Annotated in this window: 17 protein-coding genes; 12 read left to right on the forward strand and 5 right to left on the reverse strand. The window is 38.6% G+C overall.

The window, feature by feature from the left end:
• The first annotated feature begins 522 nt into the window (after positions 1 to 522).
• Positions 523 to 1731 carry a hexokinase family protein gene (locus tag HMPREF9455_RS08780; RefSeq protein WP_006799298.1) on the forward strand — a complete coding sequence of 403 codons (1209 nt, stop codon included), beginning with the start codon at positions 523 to 525 and terminating at the stop codon, positions 1729 to 1731.
• A 59-nt stretch (positions 1732 to 1790) separates the two neighbouring features.
• Here HMPREF9455_RS08780 and nadD read toward each other — a convergent pair whose 3' ends face one another.
• Positions 1791 to 2387: a nicotinate (nicotinamide) nucleotide adenylyltransferase gene (gene nadD, locus HMPREF9455_RS08785; RefSeq protein ID WP_006799299.1), complete on the reverse strand. Its 597-nt coding sequence runs from the start codon at positions 2385 to 2387 to the stop codon at positions 1791 to 1793.
• Positions 2388 to 2461: 74 nt separating this feature from the next.
• Positions 2462 to 2623, reverse strand: a complete 162-nt coding sequence (locus HMPREF9455_RS21365) for a hypothetical protein (protein ID WP_006799300.1) — start codon at positions 2621 to 2623, stop codon at positions 2462 to 2464.
• Positions 2624 to 2850: 227 nt separating this feature from the next.
• Between HMPREF9455_RS21365 and HMPREF9455_RS08790 the strand changes: the two genes are divergently transcribed.
• Together HMPREF9455_RS08790 and HMPREF9455_RS08795 are read left to right on the forward strand one after the other, a co-directional pair.
• Positions 2851 to 4467, forward strand: coding sequence for an ABC-F family ATP-binding cassette domain-containing protein (locus HMPREF9455_RS08790; RefSeq protein ID WP_006799301.1), 1617 nt, complete (start codon positions 2851 to 2853; stop codon positions 4465 to 4467).
• A gap of 77 nt (positions 4468 to 4544) precedes the next feature.
• Positions 4545 to 5027 carry a hypothetical protein gene (locus tag HMPREF9455_RS08795; protein WP_006799302.1) on the forward strand — a complete coding sequence of 161 codons (483 nt, stop codon included), beginning with the start codon at positions 4545 to 4547 and terminating at the stop codon, positions 5025 to 5027.
• 73 nt (positions 5028 to 5100) lie between these two features.
• Here the strand turns inward: HMPREF9455_RS08795 and HMPREF9455_RS08800 are convergent, their stop codons facing one another.
• Positions 5101 to 5547, reverse strand: coding sequence for a tellurite resistance TerB family protein (locus HMPREF9455_RS08800; protein ID WP_006799303.1), 447 nt, complete (start codon positions 5545 to 5547; stop codon positions 5101 to 5103).
• A 239-nt stretch (positions 5548 to 5786) separates the two neighbouring features.
• On the opposite strand from HMPREF9455_RS08800, the gene panB reads away from it, so the two are divergent.
• The 3 genes from panB to HMPREF9455_RS08815 all read left to right on the forward strand — a co-directional run bounded on the left by panB (position 5787) and on the right by HMPREF9455_RS08815 (position 9741).
• Complete coding sequence (gene panB, locus HMPREF9455_RS08805) at positions 5787 to 6605, forward strand: 3-methyl-2-oxobutanoate hydroxymethyltransferase (RefSeq protein WP_006799304.1); 819 nt, start codon at positions 5787 to 5789, stop codon at positions 6603 to 6605.
• A 299-nt stretch (positions 6606 to 6904) separates the two neighbouring features.
• On the forward strand, positions 6905 to 9007 hold the full coding sequence (locus HMPREF9455_RS08810; RefSeq protein WP_006799305.1) for a DNA topoisomerase 3: 2103 nt from the start codon (positions 6905 to 6907) through the stop codon (positions 9005 to 9007).
• Positions 9004 to 9741, forward strand: a complete 738-nt coding sequence (locus HMPREF9455_RS08815; RefSeq protein WP_006799306.1) for a hypothetical protein — start codon at positions 9004 to 9006, stop codon at positions 9739 to 9741. Before HMPREF9455_RS08810 ends, HMPREF9455_RS08815 begins: the two co-directional genes overlap by 4 nt.
• Before the next feature lie 135 nt (positions 9742 to 9876).
• Here the strand turns inward: HMPREF9455_RS08815 and HMPREF9455_RS08820 are convergent, their stop codons facing one another.
• A complete protein-coding gene (locus tag HMPREF9455_RS08820) occupies positions 9877 to 10410 on the reverse strand; it encodes an RNA polymerase sigma factor (RefSeq protein WP_006799307.1) in 534 nt (177 codons plus the stop codon).
• Between the two features lie 360 nt (positions 10411 to 10770).
• Here HMPREF9455_RS08820 and htpG point away from each other — a divergent pair, with 360 nt between their 5' ends.
• Complete coding sequence (gene htpG / locus HMPREF9455_RS08825; RefSeq protein ID WP_006799308.1) at positions 10771 to 12660, forward strand: molecular chaperone HtpG; 1890 nt, start codon at positions 10771 to 10773, stop codon at positions 12658 to 12660.
• A gap of 101 nt (positions 12661 to 12761) precedes the next feature.
• On the opposite strand, the gene HMPREF9455_RS08830 is transcribed toward htpG, so the two are convergent.
• Positions 12762 to 13262, reverse strand: a complete 501-nt coding sequence (locus HMPREF9455_RS08830; RefSeq protein WP_006799309.1) for an OmpH/Skp family outer membrane protein — start codon at positions 13260 to 13262, stop codon at positions 12762 to 12764.
• A 316-nt stretch (positions 13263 to 13578) separates the two neighbouring features.
• Between HMPREF9455_RS08830 and HMPREF9455_RS08835 the strand changes: the two genes are divergently transcribed.
• The 5 genes from HMPREF9455_RS08835 to HMPREF9455_RS08855 all read left to right on the forward strand — a co-directional run bounded on the left by HMPREF9455_RS08835 (position 13579) and on the right by HMPREF9455_RS08855 (position 20361).
• Positions 13579 to 14424 (forward strand): hypothetical protein, encoded by an 846-nt coding sequence (locus tag HMPREF9455_RS08835; RefSeq protein ID WP_006799310.1) that lies wholly within the window; start codon positions 13579 to 13581, stop codon positions 14422 to 14424.
• Between the two features lie 254 nt (positions 14425 to 14678).
• Positions 14679 to 16133, forward strand: a complete 1455-nt coding sequence (locus HMPREF9455_RS08840; RefSeq protein WP_006799311.1) for a glycosyltransferase family 2 protein — start codon at positions 14679 to 14681, stop codon at positions 16131 to 16133.
• Between the two features lie 5 nt (positions 16134 to 16138).
• Positions 16139 to 17080 carry a DUF4922 domain-containing protein gene (locus tag HMPREF9455_RS08845; RefSeq protein ID WP_006799312.1) on the forward strand — a complete coding sequence of 314 codons (942 nt, stop codon included), beginning with the start codon at positions 16139 to 16141 and terminating at the stop codon, positions 17078 to 17080.
• An 88-nt stretch (positions 17081 to 17168) separates the two neighbouring features.
• Positions 17169 to 18467: a SpoIID/LytB domain-containing protein gene (locus HMPREF9455_RS08850; RefSeq protein ID WP_006799313.1), complete on the forward strand. Its 1299-nt coding sequence runs from the start codon at positions 17169 to 17171 to the stop codon at positions 18465 to 18467.
• 34 nt (positions 18468 to 18501) lie between these two features.
• On the forward strand, positions 18502 to 20361 hold the full coding sequence (locus HMPREF9455_RS08855; RefSeq protein ID WP_006799314.1) for an MFS transporter: 1860 nt from the start codon (positions 18502 to 18504) through the stop codon (positions 20359 to 20361).
• The last annotated feature ends 97 nt before the right edge of the window (positions 20362 to 20458 follow it).

A 20458-nucleotide genomic window follows, 5' to 3' on the forward strand; every position in this document is an offset into this window, starting at 1 on the left:
ATTATTCATTCTTAATTCTTAATTGTTTTCTGTGTTACCTTTGTTACTTTTTGGGAAAACTGTAGGGGCGAAACATCTTTCATCCGTTAGTCATTGTGGGCGAATGTTTATTCGCCCCTACAAAAGCCATAAAATCCGTTACTTCTATTACTTTTTAACCAAATACAGTTAACAAATATAAAATACACAAGATGAAAACAATGAAAAAACTGTCAGATGTGTCAGGTTTTAACCAAATATAGTTAATAAACGTAAATACGACAATAATGAGTGATGAGCTGAATTTTACACCTTAGCGTGAGAATACTGTTCACTGAAACGTTGCCAATTCTCGGGTTTGCCCTAAAAAATAGTAGGAACATATTTTCATTTTTACAAAAAAATGAATGTGCATGGTGTTAAGACGTAATAAAATTAGTTATTCAGATGTCAATATGTTTATATAAATAACCAATATTCAAGATAGATTTATATTTTTGTAAAACAATTTTAATCTGCCTAATTTAACGATAAATATACCCTATGAAGAAAAACATTTTTAAACTGAAAACAAAGCAACTGAAAGAAATTGCCCAATCACTCCAAACCAAAGTAGAAAACGGTCTTGGTAAAGACAATACCGAAATACAATGTATTCCTACTTACATCAATCCCAAAACATCGGGAATAGAAGGTTCGGCATTGGTACTCGACTTAGGAGGAACCAACTATCGTGTTGCCACAATTGATTTTGTAGACGGAAAGGCATCTATACATCCCGAAAACGGATGGAAAAAAGATTTGTCCGTAATGAAAACTCCGGGCTTCACTGAAGCAGACCTGTTCAAAGAGCAGGCTGATCCAATCGGTGAAATAAAAATGGAAGGAAAGATGCCCATCGGCTATTGCTTCTCATACCCGGCTGAATCTATGCTCAATGGAGATGCTTCCCTTATCCGTTGGACCAAAGGAGTGGACATCAAAGAAATGCTGGGAAAACCTGTAGGTCAGCCACTTCGTGATTATCTAAACAAGGAAAACGGTGATAAGTTTACCGAAGTAAAAGTAATAAACGATACTGTCGCCAGTCTTTTTGCCGGTCTTACCGACAGTAGCTACGATGCCTATATCGGATTGATAGTAGGTACGGGTACAAATATGGCTACATTTATCCGTCCTGATAAAATAAAGAAACTGAATCCTGAATATAAGGGAGAGGGCTTGATTCCTGTAAATCTGGAATCAGGCAATTTCTATCCGCCGCACCTGACAGTGATAGATGATAAAGTAGATGCCTGTTCGGACAGCAAGGGAGCGCAACGCTTCGAAAAGGCTGTATCAGGCATGTATTTGGGTGAAATCCTTAAATCGGTTTTTCCTTGTGATGAATTTGAAGAAAGATTTGATGCTCAGAAACTGACCAACATCATGAATTATCCTGATATCCATAAGAAAAGATATGTAGACGTATCGCGCTGGATATATAAACGCTCGGCTCAATTGGTAGCCGCGTCGCTTGCCGGATTGGTGATGGTACTTGTATCGCATGACAAATCTATAAAGAAAATTCATCTGGTAGCTGAAGGCAGCCTCTTCTGGAGTGAAGACCGTAAAGGGAAGAACTACAAAGACCTGGTGTCGGAAGAACTTCGCAAACTGTTGATAGAATTTAACCTAAGCGATGTACATGTTCATATCAGTAAGATGAAGAATGCCAACCTGATAGGATCGGCCATCGCAGCATTATCCTGATTTAATTGAAAGTACAGATATATTGCAGGATGCTGAAGATCACTTCAGCATCCTGTTTTTTATTTATTATAAATCTTATTTTCAATCAGATATTCATATTCTCCAACTGGTAAAAAACTACGGATATCTTTATTTTCCTTTATTGCATTTCTAATAAAGGTAGAAGATATTTCAATCAACGGGGCATTTACTTTTCGTACATTTTCGGGCAGATTATCATCAGATTTACTATCTTTTCTTGGATAAATCAATATAGGAACTTCCTTCTTTATCTGTTCGCTCCGATACCAATAATGAAAGTTTGTCCAATTATCTTCACCTAATAATAAAACAAATTCACGGTCGGAATGCTGCTCTTTCAATGCGATTATTGTATTTATCGTATAATAAGGCGGGGATAATTGTAACTCTATATCACAAGGGCGTATATGTTGATACCGGAAACAAAAACGCGTTAAAATATCCAATCGTATTGCAACATCTGCCATATCGGAACTCTTTTCAGAGGGGCAACGCGGAGTAACAACCATCCAGACTTCATCCAGGTTCTCGAATGCACACATATAATCGGCGATCATAATATGTCCCATATGTAAAGGGTTGAATGACCCGCACATGATACCTGTCTGTATTTTTTCACCAGTTTCTTTCCGCATAAATAATACTATTATAATCGCAACAGAAACAAATGTATAAATCTTATAATGAAAAAGAAAGAGTTAAATCAGTTTTATGCATCATCTTCTTCAAATTGAAAATCATCGGCACATAATTCTTCGAGAGCAATAGCTAATTTTACATATGGACTGTCCATTTTTTCGGAGGACTTCATTTTCAGGTTTTTCTTGTTATCTTGTCTTTTATTGTCTTTTTTATATTTATCGTCACTCATCTTCGTATTATTTCAAATGTTAAATCATCTATTTATTTAGACGAATGAAACAGGAAAATATTTTAGATACAATGCATTTATTTTTATGAATAATGTAAATATTTTTAATAAATATATAATGACTTTGTGGTGATAATAAATATTTCTCCTGCTATATCTCTCTGTCACTAATTGTTTGTTTCTTTTTCCTACCTTTGCAGCTCTAAAAAATAAAAAGGTAAATTTAGATGTTAATTGTAGATAGTTTAAAGGTAGAATTAGGCGACAGGGTATTATTCGATAATATCAGCTATATAATAAACGATAAAGATAAAATAGCTTTAGTCGGTAAAAACGGAGCAGGGAAAAGCACTATGCTCAAAATACTGGCCGGAGTGAATACACATTATAAAGGCTCGGTAACAGGCCCCGACGGGGTAACGGTAGGGTATTTACCTCAGGTCATGAAAATCACCGATGAGCGCACGGTAAGGGAGGAAGCCTCTTTGGCATTCTCTCACATTTTCGATTTGCAAGCCAATATAGAAGATATGAACAGGCAATTGGAAACCCGTACCGACTACGAATCAGATGATTATGCCAAACTGATCGACGACTTTACCCATGCGCATGAACGTCTGGCTATGGTAGAGGGTATCAGCTTCGAAGGGGAAGTGGAGAAGGCATTGCTTGGGCTTGGCTTTAAGCGTACCGACCTGGACCGTATGACGAGTGAATTCAGTGGCGGATGGCGTATGCGTATCGAACTGGCGAAACTTCTGTTACGGAATCCTGATGTAATGTTGCTAGATGAGCCTACCAACCATCTCGATATAGAATCTATCGGGTGGCTCGAAGACTTTATCAATACTCAGGCTAAAGCTGTTGTACTTATCTCTCACGACAGGGCGTTTATAGATGCCGTTACCACCCGTACCATCGAGCTTACGATGGGGCGTATTTACGACTATAAAGTCAATTACTCCAAATATGTGGAACTTCGTCAGGAACGCCGCCAACAACAAATACATGCTTGGGAAGCCCAGCAAAAGCAGATTGCCGAAATAGAGGAATTTATCGAACGCTTCCGTGCGCAGGCAGCTAAAGCCGTTTTGGTTCAGAGCCGTATCCGCCAATTGGAAAAAATGGAGCGGGTAGAGATTGACGAAGAAGATAAATCTCAGATACGCATCCGTTTTCAACCGGCTACACGCTCAGGTAATTACCCGCTCACGGTGGATATGATGACAAAGAAATACGACGATTATCTGGTATTCGAAAATACCAACCTGATGATAGAACGAGGTGAAAAAATAGCTCTGGCCGGGAAGAACGGAGAAGGTAAATCAACATTTGTAAAATGCGTAATGGGAGAAACACCGTATGAAGGTAACATTATGCTGGGCCACAATGTAGAAATCGGATACTTTGCTCAGAATCAAGCTGATCTATTGGATGAAGACCTTACCGTTTTTGAGACTATAGACCGTGTTGCCGAGGGGGATATCCGCACACAGATACGCAATATACTAGGTGCATTTATGTTCAACAGGGACGATTCCGAGAAAAAAGTCAAAGTACTTTCGGGGGGAGAACGTACACGGTTAGCTATGATAAAATTATTGCTGGAGCCTGTTAACCTACTTATTCTCGACGAACCAACCAACCATCTGGATCTGAAGACCAAAGAGGTTTTGAAAAATGCATTATTGGACTATGATGGTACAGTTATATTAGTTTCGCACGACCGTGATTTTCTTGACGGACTGGTGACCAAAGTATTTGAATTTTCGGATAAGAAGGTAAGGGAGCATATCGGAGGTATAAAAGATTTTCTGGCGAAGAAAAAGGCTTTAACATCTTAAACTGTTGTATTTCGGACTATTTTATTTATTTTTGCTCAAAGTCAATTTTTTCTAAAACTACTAAATTTTAACTTAACATGAAAAGAATCTTATTTTCTTTACTAACTGTACTGTTCGTTCTGACTTCTTGCGGTCCTGATGCTGTAAAATTCAACGACGCTATTGCCAAAGCAAATGTGGCAATCACAGAGGTGAGTGTTTCTTATGACGGAGACCTGACTAATGCAGTTAATAATGAGGACTTTGCCTCCATTGCAGCAAAAACCGACAGTGCCTTGGCTAAAATAGATGCAGAGATAACAATTGTAAAAGCGCTGGATGTTCCAAAAGGTGGTGACAAATTTAAAGAAGCCGCTCTGAAAACATATGAGAGCCTCAGAGGGGTTGTAGAAGCCGGAAAAGGTTTTGCGACTTTGACCAAGGAATCCGCAATCGAAGATGTAAATAAATTGCAGGAAACATATCAGACAAAAGTGGATGAATATTCAAAATCATTCCAGGAATTAGCTGTAGCTCAGGCACAATATGCAGCAGAAGCAGGTTATCAGGTGAAAAAGTAAATTATTACTTATAAATATAAAAAAAGGATGCTCTATCGAAGAGTATCCTTTTTTCATGGCAACCGGAATCCGGTTAACATTTATTTTTAATAATCATTACTTCAATGATAGAAATAGCTGTTTTCTCGTCTACTGCTAATGCTTCGGCAAGTTGATTAATGATATCCTTTTCATCATCTTCGAGTACCCCGTCGGCAAGAGCGATATCTACCGCACATGCGAACGCTGTCATTTTCAGATCATCACCCAGGCCATCTTTTGCAGCATCAACTAATGCTCCGGGACCTTCTTTTTTTAGCTTGGAAAACAATTTGTCGAATAATTTATCGAATGCCGGACCCGAAAAATTGTCATAGATACGAAGACGTCTGATGTAAGTTACGATACTGTTCCATTCTTGTGTAGATACTGAACCGTCGGCGCCTGCCACTGCTAATGCTACTGCTGCGAAAGACTCTTGTTGTGTAAATTTCTCATCTCCGCTCGGTGCTGATTTAAACACCTTGTCAAATAAACCCATAGTTTTTAATTTAGTTTGTTAATAAAGTTTTATATCAGTAAAATATTACTGATGAACAAATATAATCCATTTTATGAAGAATGCAATATTTATGTCTGATATTTAGGCAAATTTTCATTTAGTATAATAACAATACACTGATATATAATGCCGTAATATTGGCAAGGTTTTTTTTAGGTTCATTCTTACATTTATTTTATAACTTTGCCCTGATTTTTATTAATTAAAAAACAAAAGATATGTCTACATACACCGAGGATAACCGCAAGGTTACAACACGCCGCCTGATAGAAATGAAACAACGTGGTGAAAAGATTTCAATGCTCACAGCTTACGATTACTCTATGGCATCTATTCTGGATCAGGCCGGACTGGATGTTATTCTTGTAGGCGACTCAGCTTCCAACGTAATGGTGGGTAATATTACCACTTTACCTATGACAATCGATCAGATGATATACCATGGACGGTCGGTGATGAACGGCGCAAAACGTGCTTTGGTTATCGTCGACATGCCTTTCGGTACTGTATCGGGTAATCCGCTTAAATCACTGGAATATGCTATCAGGATGATGAAAGAGACAGGAGCAGATGCTTTGAAAATCGAAGGAGGTGAAGAAGTGATCCCCGACATAAAGAAGATTATAGATGCGGGTATCCCTGTAATGGGACATCTCGGTCTGATGCCGCAATCTATTAATAAATACGGCACATACAATGTACGGGCAAAAGACAATGCAGAAGCGGACAAGCTTATAAAAGATGCCCTCCTTCTTCAGGAAGTAGGCTGTTTTGGCATGGTATTGGAGAAAATACCAGCCGAATTGACCAAAACAGTAAGTTCACAACTTACAATACCAACTATAGGTATTGGCGCGGGTCCATATGCAGACGGACAGGTACTTGTAGTACACGACATGCTGGGTATCAATAAAAATTTCTCTCCTAAATTCCTACGCCGTTATGCCGACCTGCATACAGTGATGACAGAGGCCGTGCAGGGATATATAAAGGATGTGAAGTCTACCGATTTCCCTAACGATAACGAAAGTTATTAAATTTTATCTATATATCAGCTGGCTGTCTTTGGTTGTCAGTTGGTAGTTCTTGCACGTATTAAGTTAAAGTAATAAGAAAAAACTTACAAATAAAAATAGTCTAAAAAGTGTCAGGTTTGTCAAGTTTTGAGAAAATAACAAGTAGAAAAAGGTGTTACCTTTGTTACTTTTTAAAGAAGGAGATGCTTCACAACACTTAGCATGACAAAATAATTATTAATTGTTTTCCGTTACTTCTGTTACTTTTTAACTATATACAGTTAATAAACACTATTTTTTTTCTTGTAACTCTATAAAACATGAAAGTCTGCATAGCCGAAAAACCAAGCGTAGCACGTGAAATAGCCGGAATACTGGGGGCAAATGCCCGCAAGGACGGATATTTTGAGGGCAATGGCTATCAGGTAACATGGACGTTCGGACATTTCTGTACGCTCAAAGAACCGCACGAATATGCCCCGCAGTGGAAACAGTGGTCACTGGACTTATTGCCTATGATTCCACCCCGTTTTGGTATCAGGCTTATCGAAAACGAAGGGGTAAAAAAACAGTTTGCCGTAATAGAAAAACTGATGTCTGAAGCAGATGAAGTAATCAACTGCGGTGATGCCGGACAAGAAGGTGAACTTATTCAGCGATGGGTAATGCAGAAAGCGCAGAATAAAGCTCCGGTAAAGCGTTTGTGGATATCTTCACTGACAGAAGACTCTATTCGCGAAGGGTTCAATAATCTGAAAGATCAGACCGCATTCGATAAACTTTATGAAGCAGGATTGTCCCGGGCCATCGGTGACTGGCTACTGGGAATGAACGCAACACGGCTATATACTGTAAAATACGGTCAAAACCGCTCCGTATTGTCCATAGGAAGGGTACAAACCCCTACCCTGGCATTGATTGTAAACCGTCAGCTTGAAATAGAAAACTTCAAACCCGAACCGTATTGGGAACTGAAAACGGTATATAGGGAAACGACATTTTCAGCAACTAAAGGTCGTTTTACTTCGAAGGAAGAAGGAGAAAAGTTTCTTGAAGAAATAAAATTGTCTGAATTTGAAGTAACGGACGTTACCACAAAGAACGGTGAAGAGTTGGCTCCCCGCCTGTTCGATCTCACAGCTTTACAGGTGGAATGCAATAAGAAATTCGCTTTCTCGGCAGAAGATACGTTGAAAACGATACAATCGCTATATGAGAAGAAACTAACCACTTACCCCCGCGTCGACACCACTTATCTGAGCGACGATATGTATCCGAAGGTACCTGCTATACTGAGAGGCTTAGCGGGATATGAGGAATTGGTTAAGCCGGTACTGGCATTACCTAAAATACCAAAATCAAAAAAGGTATTCGATAACAGCAAGGTCACCGACCACCATGCCATCATACCTACAGGAGTAAGGGCCAACTCCATATCGGCCGAAGAGCGCAAAGTGTACGACCTTATTACCCGTCGTTTTATTGCGGCATTCTACCCGAATTGTAAGATTTCCACCACTACCGTATTGGGCGAAGCTGCCAAAGTGGAATTTAAGGTAACCGGTAAGCAAATACTAGAACCCGGATGGCGTGTGGTATTCGAAAGGCCTGCCAATAACCTGAATAACCCTAATCAGGAAGAAGAGGAAACAGACAAGGAAGATGATAATATACTCCCTCCGTTCGTAAAAGGTGAAAAAGGCCCGCATGAGCCTGCACTGAACGAAAAGTGGACACAACCGCCCAAGTATTACACCGAAGCAACGCTGCTACGGGCGATGGAAACCGCAGGTAAGCTGGTAGAAGACGATGAACTGCGTGATGCCCTGAAAGAAAACGGTATAGGACGCCCGTCGACCCGTGCCGCTATAATAGAAACATTATTTAAACGCAACTATATCCGTAAGGAACGGAAAAACCTCTATGCTACGCAGACTGGTGTGGAACTGATAGGCACAATTAAGGAAGAACTGTTGAAATCGGCAGAGCTTACCGGACTTTGGGAAAAGAAACTCCGTCAAATAGAGAAGAGTGAATACGATCCTCGCCAGTTTATCGACGAACTGAAACAGATGCTTACCGAGATTGTAACCAATGTAAAAAGTGACTGGGGTAGCCGGATAACAATAGAAGCGGCAGTGAAAGAGGAAGCCGAGAAACCGAAACAAAAAGCACCAAAAGAGAAAAAGCCTGCTTCGGAACGAAAACCGAGAGTAAAAAAGGAAAAAACGGAAAAAGCAGTTCAAACAGAATCCGTACAGCAGCCACTTCTTTGTCCTTTATGTAAAAAAGGGACGGTATTGAAAGGAAAAACGGCTTATGGCTGTTCGGAATGGAAAGCCGGATGTACATTCAGGCTGACATTCGATGAAGTGGGTGAAAATCTGACTGACGAGGAATTAAAAAAAATATTATATAAATGAAAAAGGTCTTGTGTGTGTTTTTGATGAGTATAGCGCTGTCTGTGCATGCACAGACTAATTGTAGCGCAGATGAATGGATAAAGGATTTTGTATTGGAAGCCGAAACCGTTTCTCCGGAGCCGGGTTTCCTTGACGATCTTGATTTTTCTCCCTTGTGGCTCGATAGTCAGACATGTTATCTGGGATATATAGGGAATGACTATCAACGTTTGTATATCAATTTTACAGATATAGAACGCACCTCGGCAAACACCTATCATGTTAAAGGCAATTCGAAAGTAAAAACAAACATTTGCGACTTTGAAGGTACAATAAAAATTACAGGTGTCAGGGAATACAGCAACATTGATGTGGACGTGGACGAAGAAGAGGAAACACAACCTGTCAGTCAAGGATATATTATGGCTGATTTTTCTTTCAGCGAAAATAAGGAACAAAAAAACAGTGGTATATTTTCAGGTAAGCTAGTTACTTACTGGTATATAGATGAAGATGGAAATCTTTTGTATGACGATCTGATGTCCGATGCTGACGGTTATTGTAACAACCAGTTCCTTGGTACATGGACCAGCTATAATCCTGCCATAAAATCGTCGAAACGTTGTGCATGGGGGCATTACAGGATTCCTTGTTCCGATGACCTGGATATAGGTGCGGCTGAATTCTCTGTTGATTCCAAGTATGTTAAAAACGGATGGGAAACAATTGTGGAATATGACTATTGTGCAGAATAAAATAATTTACCGGACATAATCTTTCGACATATTTTCGATTATATAGAGTTTACCCTGCCCTCTGAAATGGGAAGCTAAAATATAAAAAAAGCCTGCAAAATACTTGCAGGCTGTATTATCAAAGTAGGAACAATATTATTCCCTGTCCTGGAATTTATAGTCAGCTAATAATTCCTGAAGGCGTTTTCTGGCGAAGAAAATACGGCTCTTTACAGTACCTATAGGCAGGCTTAATTGCTGAGCTATTTCTTCGTATTTAAATCCTGTAACATGCATTGAGAAAGGAACTTTATACTCATCTGAAAAGCTGTTTATTACTCTGGATATTTCAGATACAGTATACGCACCTTCCGGTGTATCGAATCCCGAATCCTGAGGCATATTCAGATGATATAAATTCTCTGTTTGATCGATCATTGTTTGGCTGCGAACCACACGGCGATAGTTGTTTACAAATATATTATGCATTATAGTAAACACCCAACCTTTAAAATTAACATTTTCGTAATACTTCTCCCTGTTATCCAAAGCCCTCAGAGTTGTTTCCTGCAACAGATCTTTAGCTTCTTCTCTATTTGATGTAAGGGTTAGCGCAAAATTCATCATATTGTTCTGTAAGTCTATCAACTTATCTTCAAAACCTTTATTATTTTTATCTAGTGTTGCCATCGTTTATTAAGTATTAAGTTGGCGAAATATAGTCTAATTTATTTTATAGTTGCAGCAGGCATTTCATATTTTCCTGTTGTTAAAACAAAGGTAAATACTTTTTTTCATCTTAGTTAAAAATTAGTTTATTTGTTAAATAAAAATGTTAATTACTAAAATTTACATTTTTAATTATTTGATAATCAGAAAACTAAAAAACAATCTGAGAGAGTTTATGTATTATAAATAATTTCTATTAACTAAAAATGTATATAAATAATACTTTTAGGCCTCCGACAAAATGTCACTACGAAAATTTTTGGCACTTATTTTGTCCCCTCATACTACAAAAACAAATATACGAATTTAAATATTAATAATATGCAACAAAATGGTAAAATTGGGGTTACAACTGAGAATATTTTCCCAATTATAAAGAAATTTTTATATAGTGATCATGAAATTTTTCTTCGTGAACTAGTTTCTAATGCCGTAGATGCCTCCCAAAAGTTAAAAACATACGCTTCTTTAGGAGAATTCAAAGGTGAGCTAGGAAATCTTTCAGTAAAAGTTAAAATAGATAAGGATAACGGAACACTTACAATATCCGACAATGGTATTGGTATGACAAATGAAGAGATAGATAAGTATATAAATCAAATTGCGTTCTCTTCAGCAAACGAATTCCTTGATAAATATAAGAAAGATGCCAATTCCATAATTGGGCATTTTGGCCTTGGGTTCTATTCGTCTTTTATGGTGTCCAAAAAAGTGGAGATTATCACCAGATCATTTAAAGAAGGAGCAGAAGCTGTTAAATGGAGTTGCGACGGCTCGCCGGAATACACTATAGAAGCTATAGAAAAAGCTGAGCGGGGTACAGACATAATATTATATATAGATGACGAAAACAAAAATTTCCTTGAACAGGGAGAGATTGATAAATTACTAAAAAAATATTGCCGTTTCCTACCTGTACCAATTGTTTTTGGTAAAAAAACAGAATGGAAAGACGGAAAATCAGTCGAAACGGAAGAAGATAATATAATAAATGATACCAATCCGCTTTGGACACGCAAACCTGCAGATCTGAAAGACGAAGATTATAAAAAATTCTATCAGGAACTTTATCCATTTTCTGACGAGCCTATGTTCTGGATACACCTGAATGTAGACTACCCGTTCAAACTGACAGGTGTGCTTTATTTTCCGCAAATAAAGAGCAATGTGGACATGAACCGTAACAAGATTCAGCTTTATAGCAATCAGGTATTCGTTACCGATTCGGTAGAAGGTATTGTTCCGGAATTTCTAACATTGATGCACGGGGTTCTTGATTCTCCGGATATTCCGCTCAACGTTTCACGTTCTTACCTGCAAAGTGACCAGAATGTGAAGAAAATATCGAATCATATTACTAAAAAAGTAGCTGATCGCCTTGAAGAAATATTCAAAAATGATCGCTCACGGTTTGAAGAAAGATGGGATAGCCTGAAAATATTTATAGAATATGGCATGCTCACAGACGATAAGTTCTATGAACGTGCACAGAAAATATGCCTATTAAAGAATACGGATGCCAAAGCATTTACATTCGAAGAATACAAGACATTGATCTCATCTAGCCAAACAGATAAAGACGGTAACCTTATATATTTATATGCAAGCAATAAGGACGAACAATATTCTTATATCAATACGGCTAAAGACAAAGGTTATGATGTGATTCTTTTCGACGGGCAACTCGATGTGCATATGGCCGGTATGCTGGAACAAAAATTCGAAAAAAGTAAGTTTGTCAGGGTAGATGCCGACACTATCGACAACCTTATTCAGAAAGAAGACAGCAAAGAGGTTAATCTGACCGACAAGCAGAAAGAAGAGTTGAACGAAGCCTTCACATCCCAACTTCCAAAGATAGAGAAAACTGAATTTATCGTAGATTATAAGGCTTTGGATGAAAAGGATCAGCCAATCCAGATAACTCAAAACGAATTTATGCGCCGGATGAAAGAAATGTCCGCTATGCAAACCGGTATGGGATTTTATGGAGAGATGCCTAACAGCTACAATCTGGTATTGAATGTAGAACATCCGTTAATCAAAAAAATCATGGTTGATATTGATGGCAAAGACAAGGAAGCTGTAAGTTTGTACGCTACCCAGAGCACAAATATACGTCAACTGATAGATCTTGCCCTCTTATCTAACGGTATGCTCAAAGGGGAAGCATTAAATAACTTTGTGAAAAGAAATATGGAAAATATCTGACAAGCCAGATATTATATAGATACAAGAAAGGCTTCGAATGTTTCATTCGAAGCCTTTCTTCTGTTTGTAAATAAGTAATTAATTGTTCAATATGAACAATATCAATTTGTAATTCCCAATTTAGCCTTCACCTGCCCGTTAGCATCTTTAGCATCAGCTCCTATATGGAGTAAAGCGCCTGAGTTGAAGATATAAGTATAACCATTTTCTTCTCCAACATCTTTTATTGCTTTCATCAATTTCTGTTGCAATGGAGCCAGAAGTGTTTGTTGTTCTTTTTCCAGTTCCTGTTGGCTATTATTTGAAAACACACGATATCTTTCCTGAAAATCCATCATTTGTTTTTGTCTGTCTTCAGCAATTGCCTGCGTTATACTATCGGTAGGGGTCTTTCCATACCTTTCAAGCATCTGATTGTATTCGGTTTGCATAGCAGTCAGGCTCTTTTTTACAGCCTCGTTTTTTGTCGATAGTTTTGTCTCTACATCTTTTAATTCCGGCATTTTAGAAAAAACTTCGTCAACATTGACATATGCAAGTTTACTTTGAGCAAAAAAAGTCAAAGGTAAAAGCAGGAATAATGTAAAAAATAAAGGTTTCATAGTGGATGTTTTAAGTAAATAATGAAATATATATTTCCGCAAATGTAAGATACTTTTCTAAATTAACTTATCAATTTGAAATCAATAAATCTAAGTTTACACATTATTAATAATTGTGTTTATTTGTGTGATAATTCAGTATAATTCCGACTTATTTATTAAAAATCATTATTTTGATTGGACGGTCATCACCTATTTTTTTCATATTCATCGTTCCTATTTTATAAGTTGAAGGAATATAAAATAGTTAGGGGCAGAAAGAGTTAAACCGCATATCTATTTTTTATATCTTTGCAGGAAATAAATAAACAAACTTGTGATCTTAATCGCAGAAAGTGGCTCTACAAAAACCGAATGGTGTTTGGTAGACAGGGAAGGCATCGCAGCCCATTTCCTGTCGGATGGTATTAATCCCTTTTTTCAGTCACGGAAAGAGATTAGCCGTCTGATTCGGATACAGCTTCCCCAAATATTTTTCAGGGCGAAGTTTAATACCATTTATTTTTATGGCGCGGGGTGCTCTTCCCCTGAAAAAAAAGGTATTGTAAAAGCATCTTTTGAGGCGCAATTCAGAACTCCTGCCGTGATAGAGAGTGACCTCTTGGGATCGGCCAGAGCATTATTTCAGGATAAGGCCGGAATAGCCTGTATATTAGGTACAGGCTCCAATTCATGTTTTTATGATGGGACTGACATAATAAAAAACATCAAATCGCTTGGGTATATTCTCGGCGACGAAGGTAGCGGCGCTTCGATGGGAAAAACATTCGTTGCCGATTGCCTGAAAGGGCTCGCTCCTGCAATGCTAGCGGAATTATTCTACGAAAAATATAAAATCACCCCCGACGAAATAATAGACTATGTATACACAAAACCCTTTCCAAACAAACTGCTGTCCGTCATGTCTTATTTCTTATACGATCATATGGACGACCCGTATGTAAAAAATCTGGTATATCGCAACCTACGTTCCTTCTTCGAAAGAAATATCCTGCAATACGATTACACGGAGTATCCTGTCAGAGTAGTAGGGACTATTGCCAATATGTATGCAGATATTATCAGGGAGATAGCCGACGAACTTAATATTCATATAGATATAATAATCGAGAATCCTATCAAAGGCTTAATAGAATATCATAAGAGCGATAAATATTTGTGAAAATATGTATCTAACATATAATAAATATTAATTGAATTATAATTTAACACCTCGCATCGTCTTATTTGAGATATAGAATATAAATTTGTGATATGTGATTCACGACCTTAAAAGAATGCTGAAAAGGATTTATTAATCTATATACACAACAACCTGTCTATCGGTTATATAAAACATTGGTATCACTGGATTCTAATTTCAACAGATCAAATTATAACTTGTAACTAATATATAACAATAAAACCGGCATAAAAATGAAAATCAATTGTTTTATACCTTTCCAAAGCGCCGAACAGGCTAAAAATACAGTTATCACCCTGAAACAATCATCACTGTCAAACAAGATTTATTTATTAACAGACAATGATACCAAAGATAAAATAAATGGCTGTGAAACAATCGGCATTGATTCTCTACGTTCAACGGCCACAATAAAAAAGATTGCAGCAAAAGCGGATACTGATTATACACTGATTTACACCAAATCAGCCGACCTTCGCCTAGGTATGTTTGCTCTCGACCGCATGTTGCAGATAATCAAAGATTCAGATGCCGGATTTGTTTATGCCGACCATTATCAGGTAATTGGCGAAGAAAAGAAAAACAATCCTCTTATTGCTTATCAGAAGGGTAGTCTGAGGGACGATTTCAATTTCGGATCCCTTATATTATATAAAACAAGCGAATTGAAAAAAGCTGTGGATAAGATGGATAAAGAATACAAATTCGCCGGAATTTACGACTTACGCCTGAAAGTATCCCAAGCTGCCAACCTGGTCCACATTAATGAATATTTATATACCGAAATAGAGAACGACACGCGTAAAAGCGGTGAAAAGATATTCGATTACGTAGACCCTAAAAACCGTGAGGTACAAATAGAGATGGAAGAGGCCTGCACAGACCATCTGAAAAAAATCGGCGGCTATCTGGCTCCAAAATTCAGGAAAGTTGAATTTAATAAATTTGATTTCGAATATGAAGCATCTGTCATTATTCCGGTCCGTAACCGTATACGAACTATCGGAGACGCTATAAAATCGGTTCTGAATCAGAAGACCAACTTCAAATTTAACCTCATCGTTATAGACAATTACTCTACAGACGGAACAACTGATGCCATTGATAAATTTGCTTCCGACAATCGTTTGATACATATTATACCCGAAAATAAAGAATTGGGAATAGGCGGCTGCTGGAATGCAGGCGTGCATCACCCTAAATGTGGTAAATTCGCCATACAGCTCGACAGTGATGATGTATATTCGGACGAGAATACTTTGCAAAAAATAGTGGATGCTTTCTACGAACAGAATTGTGCGATGGTAGTAGGCACATATATGCTCACCGACTTCGATATGAAGATGATACCACCGGGTATTATCGATCACAAGGAATGGACTCCGGAAAACGGCCGCAATAATGCATTGCGTATCAACGGACTTGGCGCTCCCCGCGCATTCTATACTCCTGTACTAAGGGAGATAAAGGTACCGAACACCAGCTACGGAGAAGATTATGCCTTAGGCTTACATTTTTCACGGGAATACCAGATTGGACGTATTTATGACGTTCTATATCTGTGCCGCCGCTGGGACGATAATTCAGATGCTTCGCTCGATATAGTAAAGATGAATAACCACAATACCTATAAAGACAGGATCCGCACATGGGAACTGGAAGCACGTATAGCTTTGAATAAAAAATAAAAAACATGACTGCATCTTCTCTCAAGATAAGGGAGTTATTCCATTCTCAACTCGAAAAATGGGAACTCGCCCGGACAAATTATAAGGCTTTAGAAAAAGTGAAGTCCAAAGATTTTTCTTTTGGCTGTTTTCCAGTCAGGGTACAGTTCAATCCCGCACGCATCTTGTCATCTGCAGCAAAAGTAGACGCAAAGTCTATTCAGGAAAGAAAATGCTTTCTTTGCCCGCAGAATTTACCTATAGAGCAAGAAGGCGTTCCATTTGGCACGGACTATCAGATATTGGTGAACCCCTACCCTATTTTTCCCGAACATTTCACCATTCCGACATATAGCCATGTAGACCAACTGATACTGAACCGCTATGGAGATATGCTCGATCTGGCTAAATGCCTCAGTGAATATACCTTGTTTTACAATGGTCCTAAATGTGGTGCATCTGCTCCCGACCATGCCCATTTTCAGGCAGGAATAAAAGGTTTCCTCCCCATAGAGAAAGACATTTGGAGTATTGCCAAAGAGGTGATATATAAATCGGAAGGCCTAACCGTATATGCTGTAAAGGAGTATCTTCGCAATTTCTTTTTGCTGGAGACCACAAATAAAGACGATGCTGTTATCTTTTTCAAAAAACTATATGCTTTACTCGATTGGAACGAAGGTGATAAAGAACCTATGATGAATATCCTCTGCTGGCACGAAGAGGATAAGTATTATAGCTGTGTATTCCCGCGCGAAAAACATCGCCCGGCCTGTTTCTTTGCCGAAGGCGATGATAATTTACTTATTAGTCCGGCAGCTGTAGATTTAGGTGGTGTATTTATCACGCCATTAGAAAAAGATTATGACAAGATAACCGCTAGAGACATTGAAGGCATCCTGAAAGAAATATGCATCAGTAATGAAAAGATGCAAGCTATATGTAAATTAATGAAAAATGAAAAATGAAGAATTATATGAGATACGAGTAGTTAGCTGCTCTCTGTCGCCAGCGCATTTTTCACTCTTCACTTTTCACTTATAACTTTAAACTGATATGGAACCGGAAGTAAGTGTGGGCATTTTGTGGAACAAGGAAATATCCTTCGTACTCGACAGGCAATATATCTGTCAGAAAAATGAAGTTACAGGCAAGCAATCCGTATCTTGCAAGTATGGACTAATATCCTGGAACGACAGTTTTTACAGAGAATTACTCTTTATTCCTAATGATAACGAAGCATCATTCATGCTAAAAGAGGTAACTATCGGAATCAACTTTCACTGGGAACGAAAAGAAGACCAGCGGTTTCAGGGTGCATTGAAACTGATAGTGGAAAACAATGAAATCACAGCTATCAATATACTCAAAATAGAAGATTATCTTACCAGCGTCATTTCGTCTGAAATGAGTGCGACTGCTTCTCTGGAATTACTAAAAGCCCACGCAGTTATATCCCGGAGCTGGCTATTAGCACAGATCGAGAAGAACAAGGAAATAGCAGCAAACAAAGAAAAATATACAACATCTACCGAAACCGAAGATGAAATTATCCACTGGTACGACCGCGAAGACCATCTAAACTTTGATGTATGTGCCGACGACCATTGTCAGCGATATCAGGGTATAACCCGCGCTTCGGCAAATATTGATACTGTCAGAGAGGCTATAACTGAGACACGGGGACAGGTATTGATGTCGGAAAATAAAATATGTGATGCCCGCTTTTCGAAATGCTGCGGCGGAGTGGTGGAAGAATTCCAGAATTGCTGGGAGGATATAAAATATCCCTATCTGGTAAAATTACGGGATAGCGAAAATAGTACGGATATTCCCGATCTCGCCATCGAACAAGAATCTGTAAAATGGATAGAATCGCGCCCTACCGCATTTTGTAATACACAGGATAAAAAAATACTGGGACAGGTATTGAATAATTATGACCAGGAAACGACAGACTTCTATCGTTGGCAGGTCACATATTCACAAGATGAAATATCAACCCTGATTCATAAACGTTCCGGTATCGACTTCGGCACTATTCACGAACTCATCCCTATCGAAAGAGGGACTTCCGGCCGCCTGATAAAGCTGAAGATTGTAGGGTCTAAAAAGACAATGATTATAGGTAAAGAACTGGAGATCCGCCGTATTTTGTCCAGTTCGCATCTTTACAGTTCGGCTTTTATTGTAGATAAAACGGACAATAGTTTCACCCTCACAGGTGCAGGTTGGGGTCATGGTGTGGGGCTTTGCCAGATAGGAGCGGCAGTGATGGGAGAAGAAGGATATTCTTATGATAAAATATTACTGCATTATTATGTGGGTGCAAAAATAGAAGAAAGCTATGAGTAGGAAGTAGGAAGGTTAAAAACGAAACCGAATATAGATGAAAAACAACAAAAAATCGCCTTGGGCATGGATTCCGACGCTATACTTAGCCGAAGGATTGCCATACGTCGCCGTGCAAACGATATCCATCATTATGTACAAACGGATGGGTATTTCAAACACGGATATAGCACTTTACACGAGTTGGCTGTATCTGCCGTGGGTTATAAAATTCCTATGGAGTCCGTTCGTAGATTTGTTAAAAACAAAGCGTTGGTGGATTGTAACTATGCAACTTCTCATCGGTGCAGGATTTGCAGGCATTGCATTTACTATCCCCGTTCCTTTTTTCTTTCAGGCTACTCTGGCCATCTTTGCCCTATTGGCATTCAGTTCCGCCACACACGATATTGCCGCCGACGGTTTTTATATGCTGGGACTCGATACGAATCAGCAGGCCAAATATGTAGGTATTAGAAGTACCTTCTACCGCATAGCAACGGTATTCGGACAGGGAATCCTGATCATTCTTGCCGGCTTCCTCGAAAGCAGCACCGGCTGCGAACCCGTAAGAATAAATATAGACGCATCCCCACAGTATACTCAGTCTACATTATATATCCCCCAGATTCAGAATATTGCTCCTCAGGATGGAGAAATTCACTTTATAGTTCACAACGACAATCTGCAAATAGGAACACATGGCGTAAACAAAGACAGCCTGAAAATATTTCTCGACAGCATATCTACTCTGAACCTGAATAATGGCTTTGTTACAAAAAACGAAGAAACAAAAAAGGATAATGACGGATGGTGGAAAACGAATATATCCAAACCTATTGGCAACTGGATAAAAGACACATTTGGAGAGAAAAGATATGTAGCCAAATCGGAACATGTAGGCAATGTAGCTGTTGCAATTGTCAGCCTATCCCAAAAGCCTGAACAAGGAAAGGATATGGTGTTGAATACAACGATGAACAGAGGGGATAAAAGTATCGCCCTTATAGAAGGTGACCGTTTATCTTTCAACGAAAATAACTGGGATAAGCCTGCATATATGGTATTTCAGGTCGACTCCAAGCTGGCAGCAAACAGTTCTGTGGAATATAAAGGATTATCAGGTAATATTCCGTTTGCATGGTCTATTACATTCCTTGTTCTGGCAGGCCTGTTCGTCTTCTTTGGTTTCTATCATAAAATAATGCTGCCAAAACCCGATTCGGATAAGCCGCATACGCATGTAACTGCAAAATCAATATTTGAAGAATTCGGTATCACATTCGCCACTTTTTTCAAAAAGCCGCAGGTATGGACAGCGATATTTTTCATGCTTACATTCCGGTTCTCGGAAGCACAGGTAATAAAACTGATCAATCCGTTTCTCCTCGACCCTAAAGATGTGGGAGGACTCGGACTCACCACAGGAGAAGTCGGTCTGGTATATGGTACGGTAGGCATCATAGGGCTTACTCTGGGCGGGATAATCGGAGGTTTTATTGCAGCGCGTGGCGGTCTTAAAAAATGGCTATGGCCTATGACACTAAGTATGCTGCTGACTATAGCAACATTCCTGTATCTTAGTTTCTCGCAAACGGACAATCTGCTTATAATCAACATATGTGTATTTATAGAGCAATTTGGTTACGGGTTTGGATTTACCGCATATATGCTTTATCTGATGTATTTCTCCGAAGGGAAGCATAAAACAGCACACTATGCATTCTGTACGGGACTAATGGCTGCCGGAATGATGCTTCCGGGCATGTTTGCCGGATGGTTACAGGAGCAGTTAGGGTACAATCATTTCTTTATCTGGGTAATGATATGTAGTATAATTCCTATTATCGCTGTATCATTATTGAAAATAGATCCTAACTACGGAAAAGCAAAAGGCGAAGTAAAAGAAAAGAATTAGTATAATAATAGAGTTAACCTTTTTCTAATAGGTGATTGATAAGTAAAACGGCTTTTGGCGTTCCCTTTATTTATAAAGCCGTTTTACTTTTATCATT

The sequence above is a fragment of the Dysgonomonas gadei ATCC BAA-286 genome (assembly GCF_000213555.1).
In the GTDB taxonomy this organism is placed as follows: Bacteria; Bacteroidota; Bacteroidia; order Bacteroidales; family Dysgonomonadaceae; genus Dysgonomonas; species Dysgonomonas gadei.

Bases quoted from the DNA above. Each gene is read 5' to 3' on its own strand.
- HMPREF9455_RS08780 (WP_006799298.1), top strand. From the start codon at position 523: ATGAAGAAAAACATTTTTAAACTGAAAACAAAGCAACTGAAAGAAATT.
- nadD (WP_006799299.1), bottom strand. From the start codon at position 2,387: ATGCGGAAAGAAACTGGTGAAAAAATACAGACAGGTATCATGTGCGGG.
- HMPREF9455_RS21365 (WP_006799300.1), bottom strand. From the start codon at position 2,623: ATGAGTGACGATAAATATAAAAAAGACAATAAAAGACAAGATAACAAG.
- HMPREF9455_RS08790 (WP_006799301.1), top strand. From the start codon at position 2,851: ATGTTAATTGTAGATAGTTTAAAGGTAGAATTAGGCGACAGGGTATTA.
- HMPREF9455_RS08795 (WP_006799302.1), top strand. From the start codon at position 4,545: ATGAAAAGAATCTTATTTTCTTTACTAACTGTACTGTTCGTTCTGACT.
- HMPREF9455_RS08800 (WP_006799303.1), bottom strand. From the start codon at position 5,547: ATGGGTTTATTTGACAAGGTGTTTAAATCAGCACCGAGCGGAGATGAG.
- panB (WP_006799304.1), top strand. From the start codon at position 5,787: ATGTCTACATACACCGAGGATAACCGCAAGGTTACAACACGCCGCCTG.
- HMPREF9455_RS08810 (WP_006799305.1), top strand. From the start codon at position 6,905: ATGAAAGTCTGCATAGCCGAAAAACCAAGCGTAGCACGTGAAATAGCC.
- HMPREF9455_RS08815 (WP_006799306.1), top strand. From the start codon at position 9,004: ATGAAAAAGGTCTTGTGTGTGTTTTTGATGAGTATAGCGCTGTCTGTG.
- HMPREF9455_RS08820 (WP_006799307.1), bottom strand. From the start codon at position 10,410: ATGGCAACACTAGATAAAAATAATAAAGGTTTTGAAGATAAGTTGATA.
- htpG (WP_006799308.1), top strand. From the start codon at position 10,771: ATGCAACAAAATGGTAAAATTGGGGTTACAACTGAGAATATTTTCCCA.
- HMPREF9455_RS08830 (WP_006799309.1), bottom strand. From the start codon at position 13,262: ATGAAACCTTTATTTTTTACATTATTCCTGCTTTTACCTTTGACTTTT.
- HMPREF9455_RS08840 (WP_006799311.1), top strand. From the start codon at position 14,679: ATGAAAATCAATTGTTTTATACCTTTCCAAAGCGCCGAACAGGCTAAA.
- HMPREF9455_RS08845 (WP_006799312.1), top strand. From the start codon at position 16,139: ATGACTGCATCTTCTCTCAAGATAAGGGAGTTATTCCATTCTCAACTC.
- HMPREF9455_RS08850 (WP_006799313.1), top strand. From the start codon at position 17,169: ATGGAACCGGAAGTAAGTGTGGGCATTTTGTGGAACAAGGAAATATCC.
- HMPREF9455_RS08855 (WP_006799314.1), top strand. From the start codon at position 18,502: ATGAAAAACAACAAAAAATCGCCTTGGGCATGGATTCCGACGCTATAC.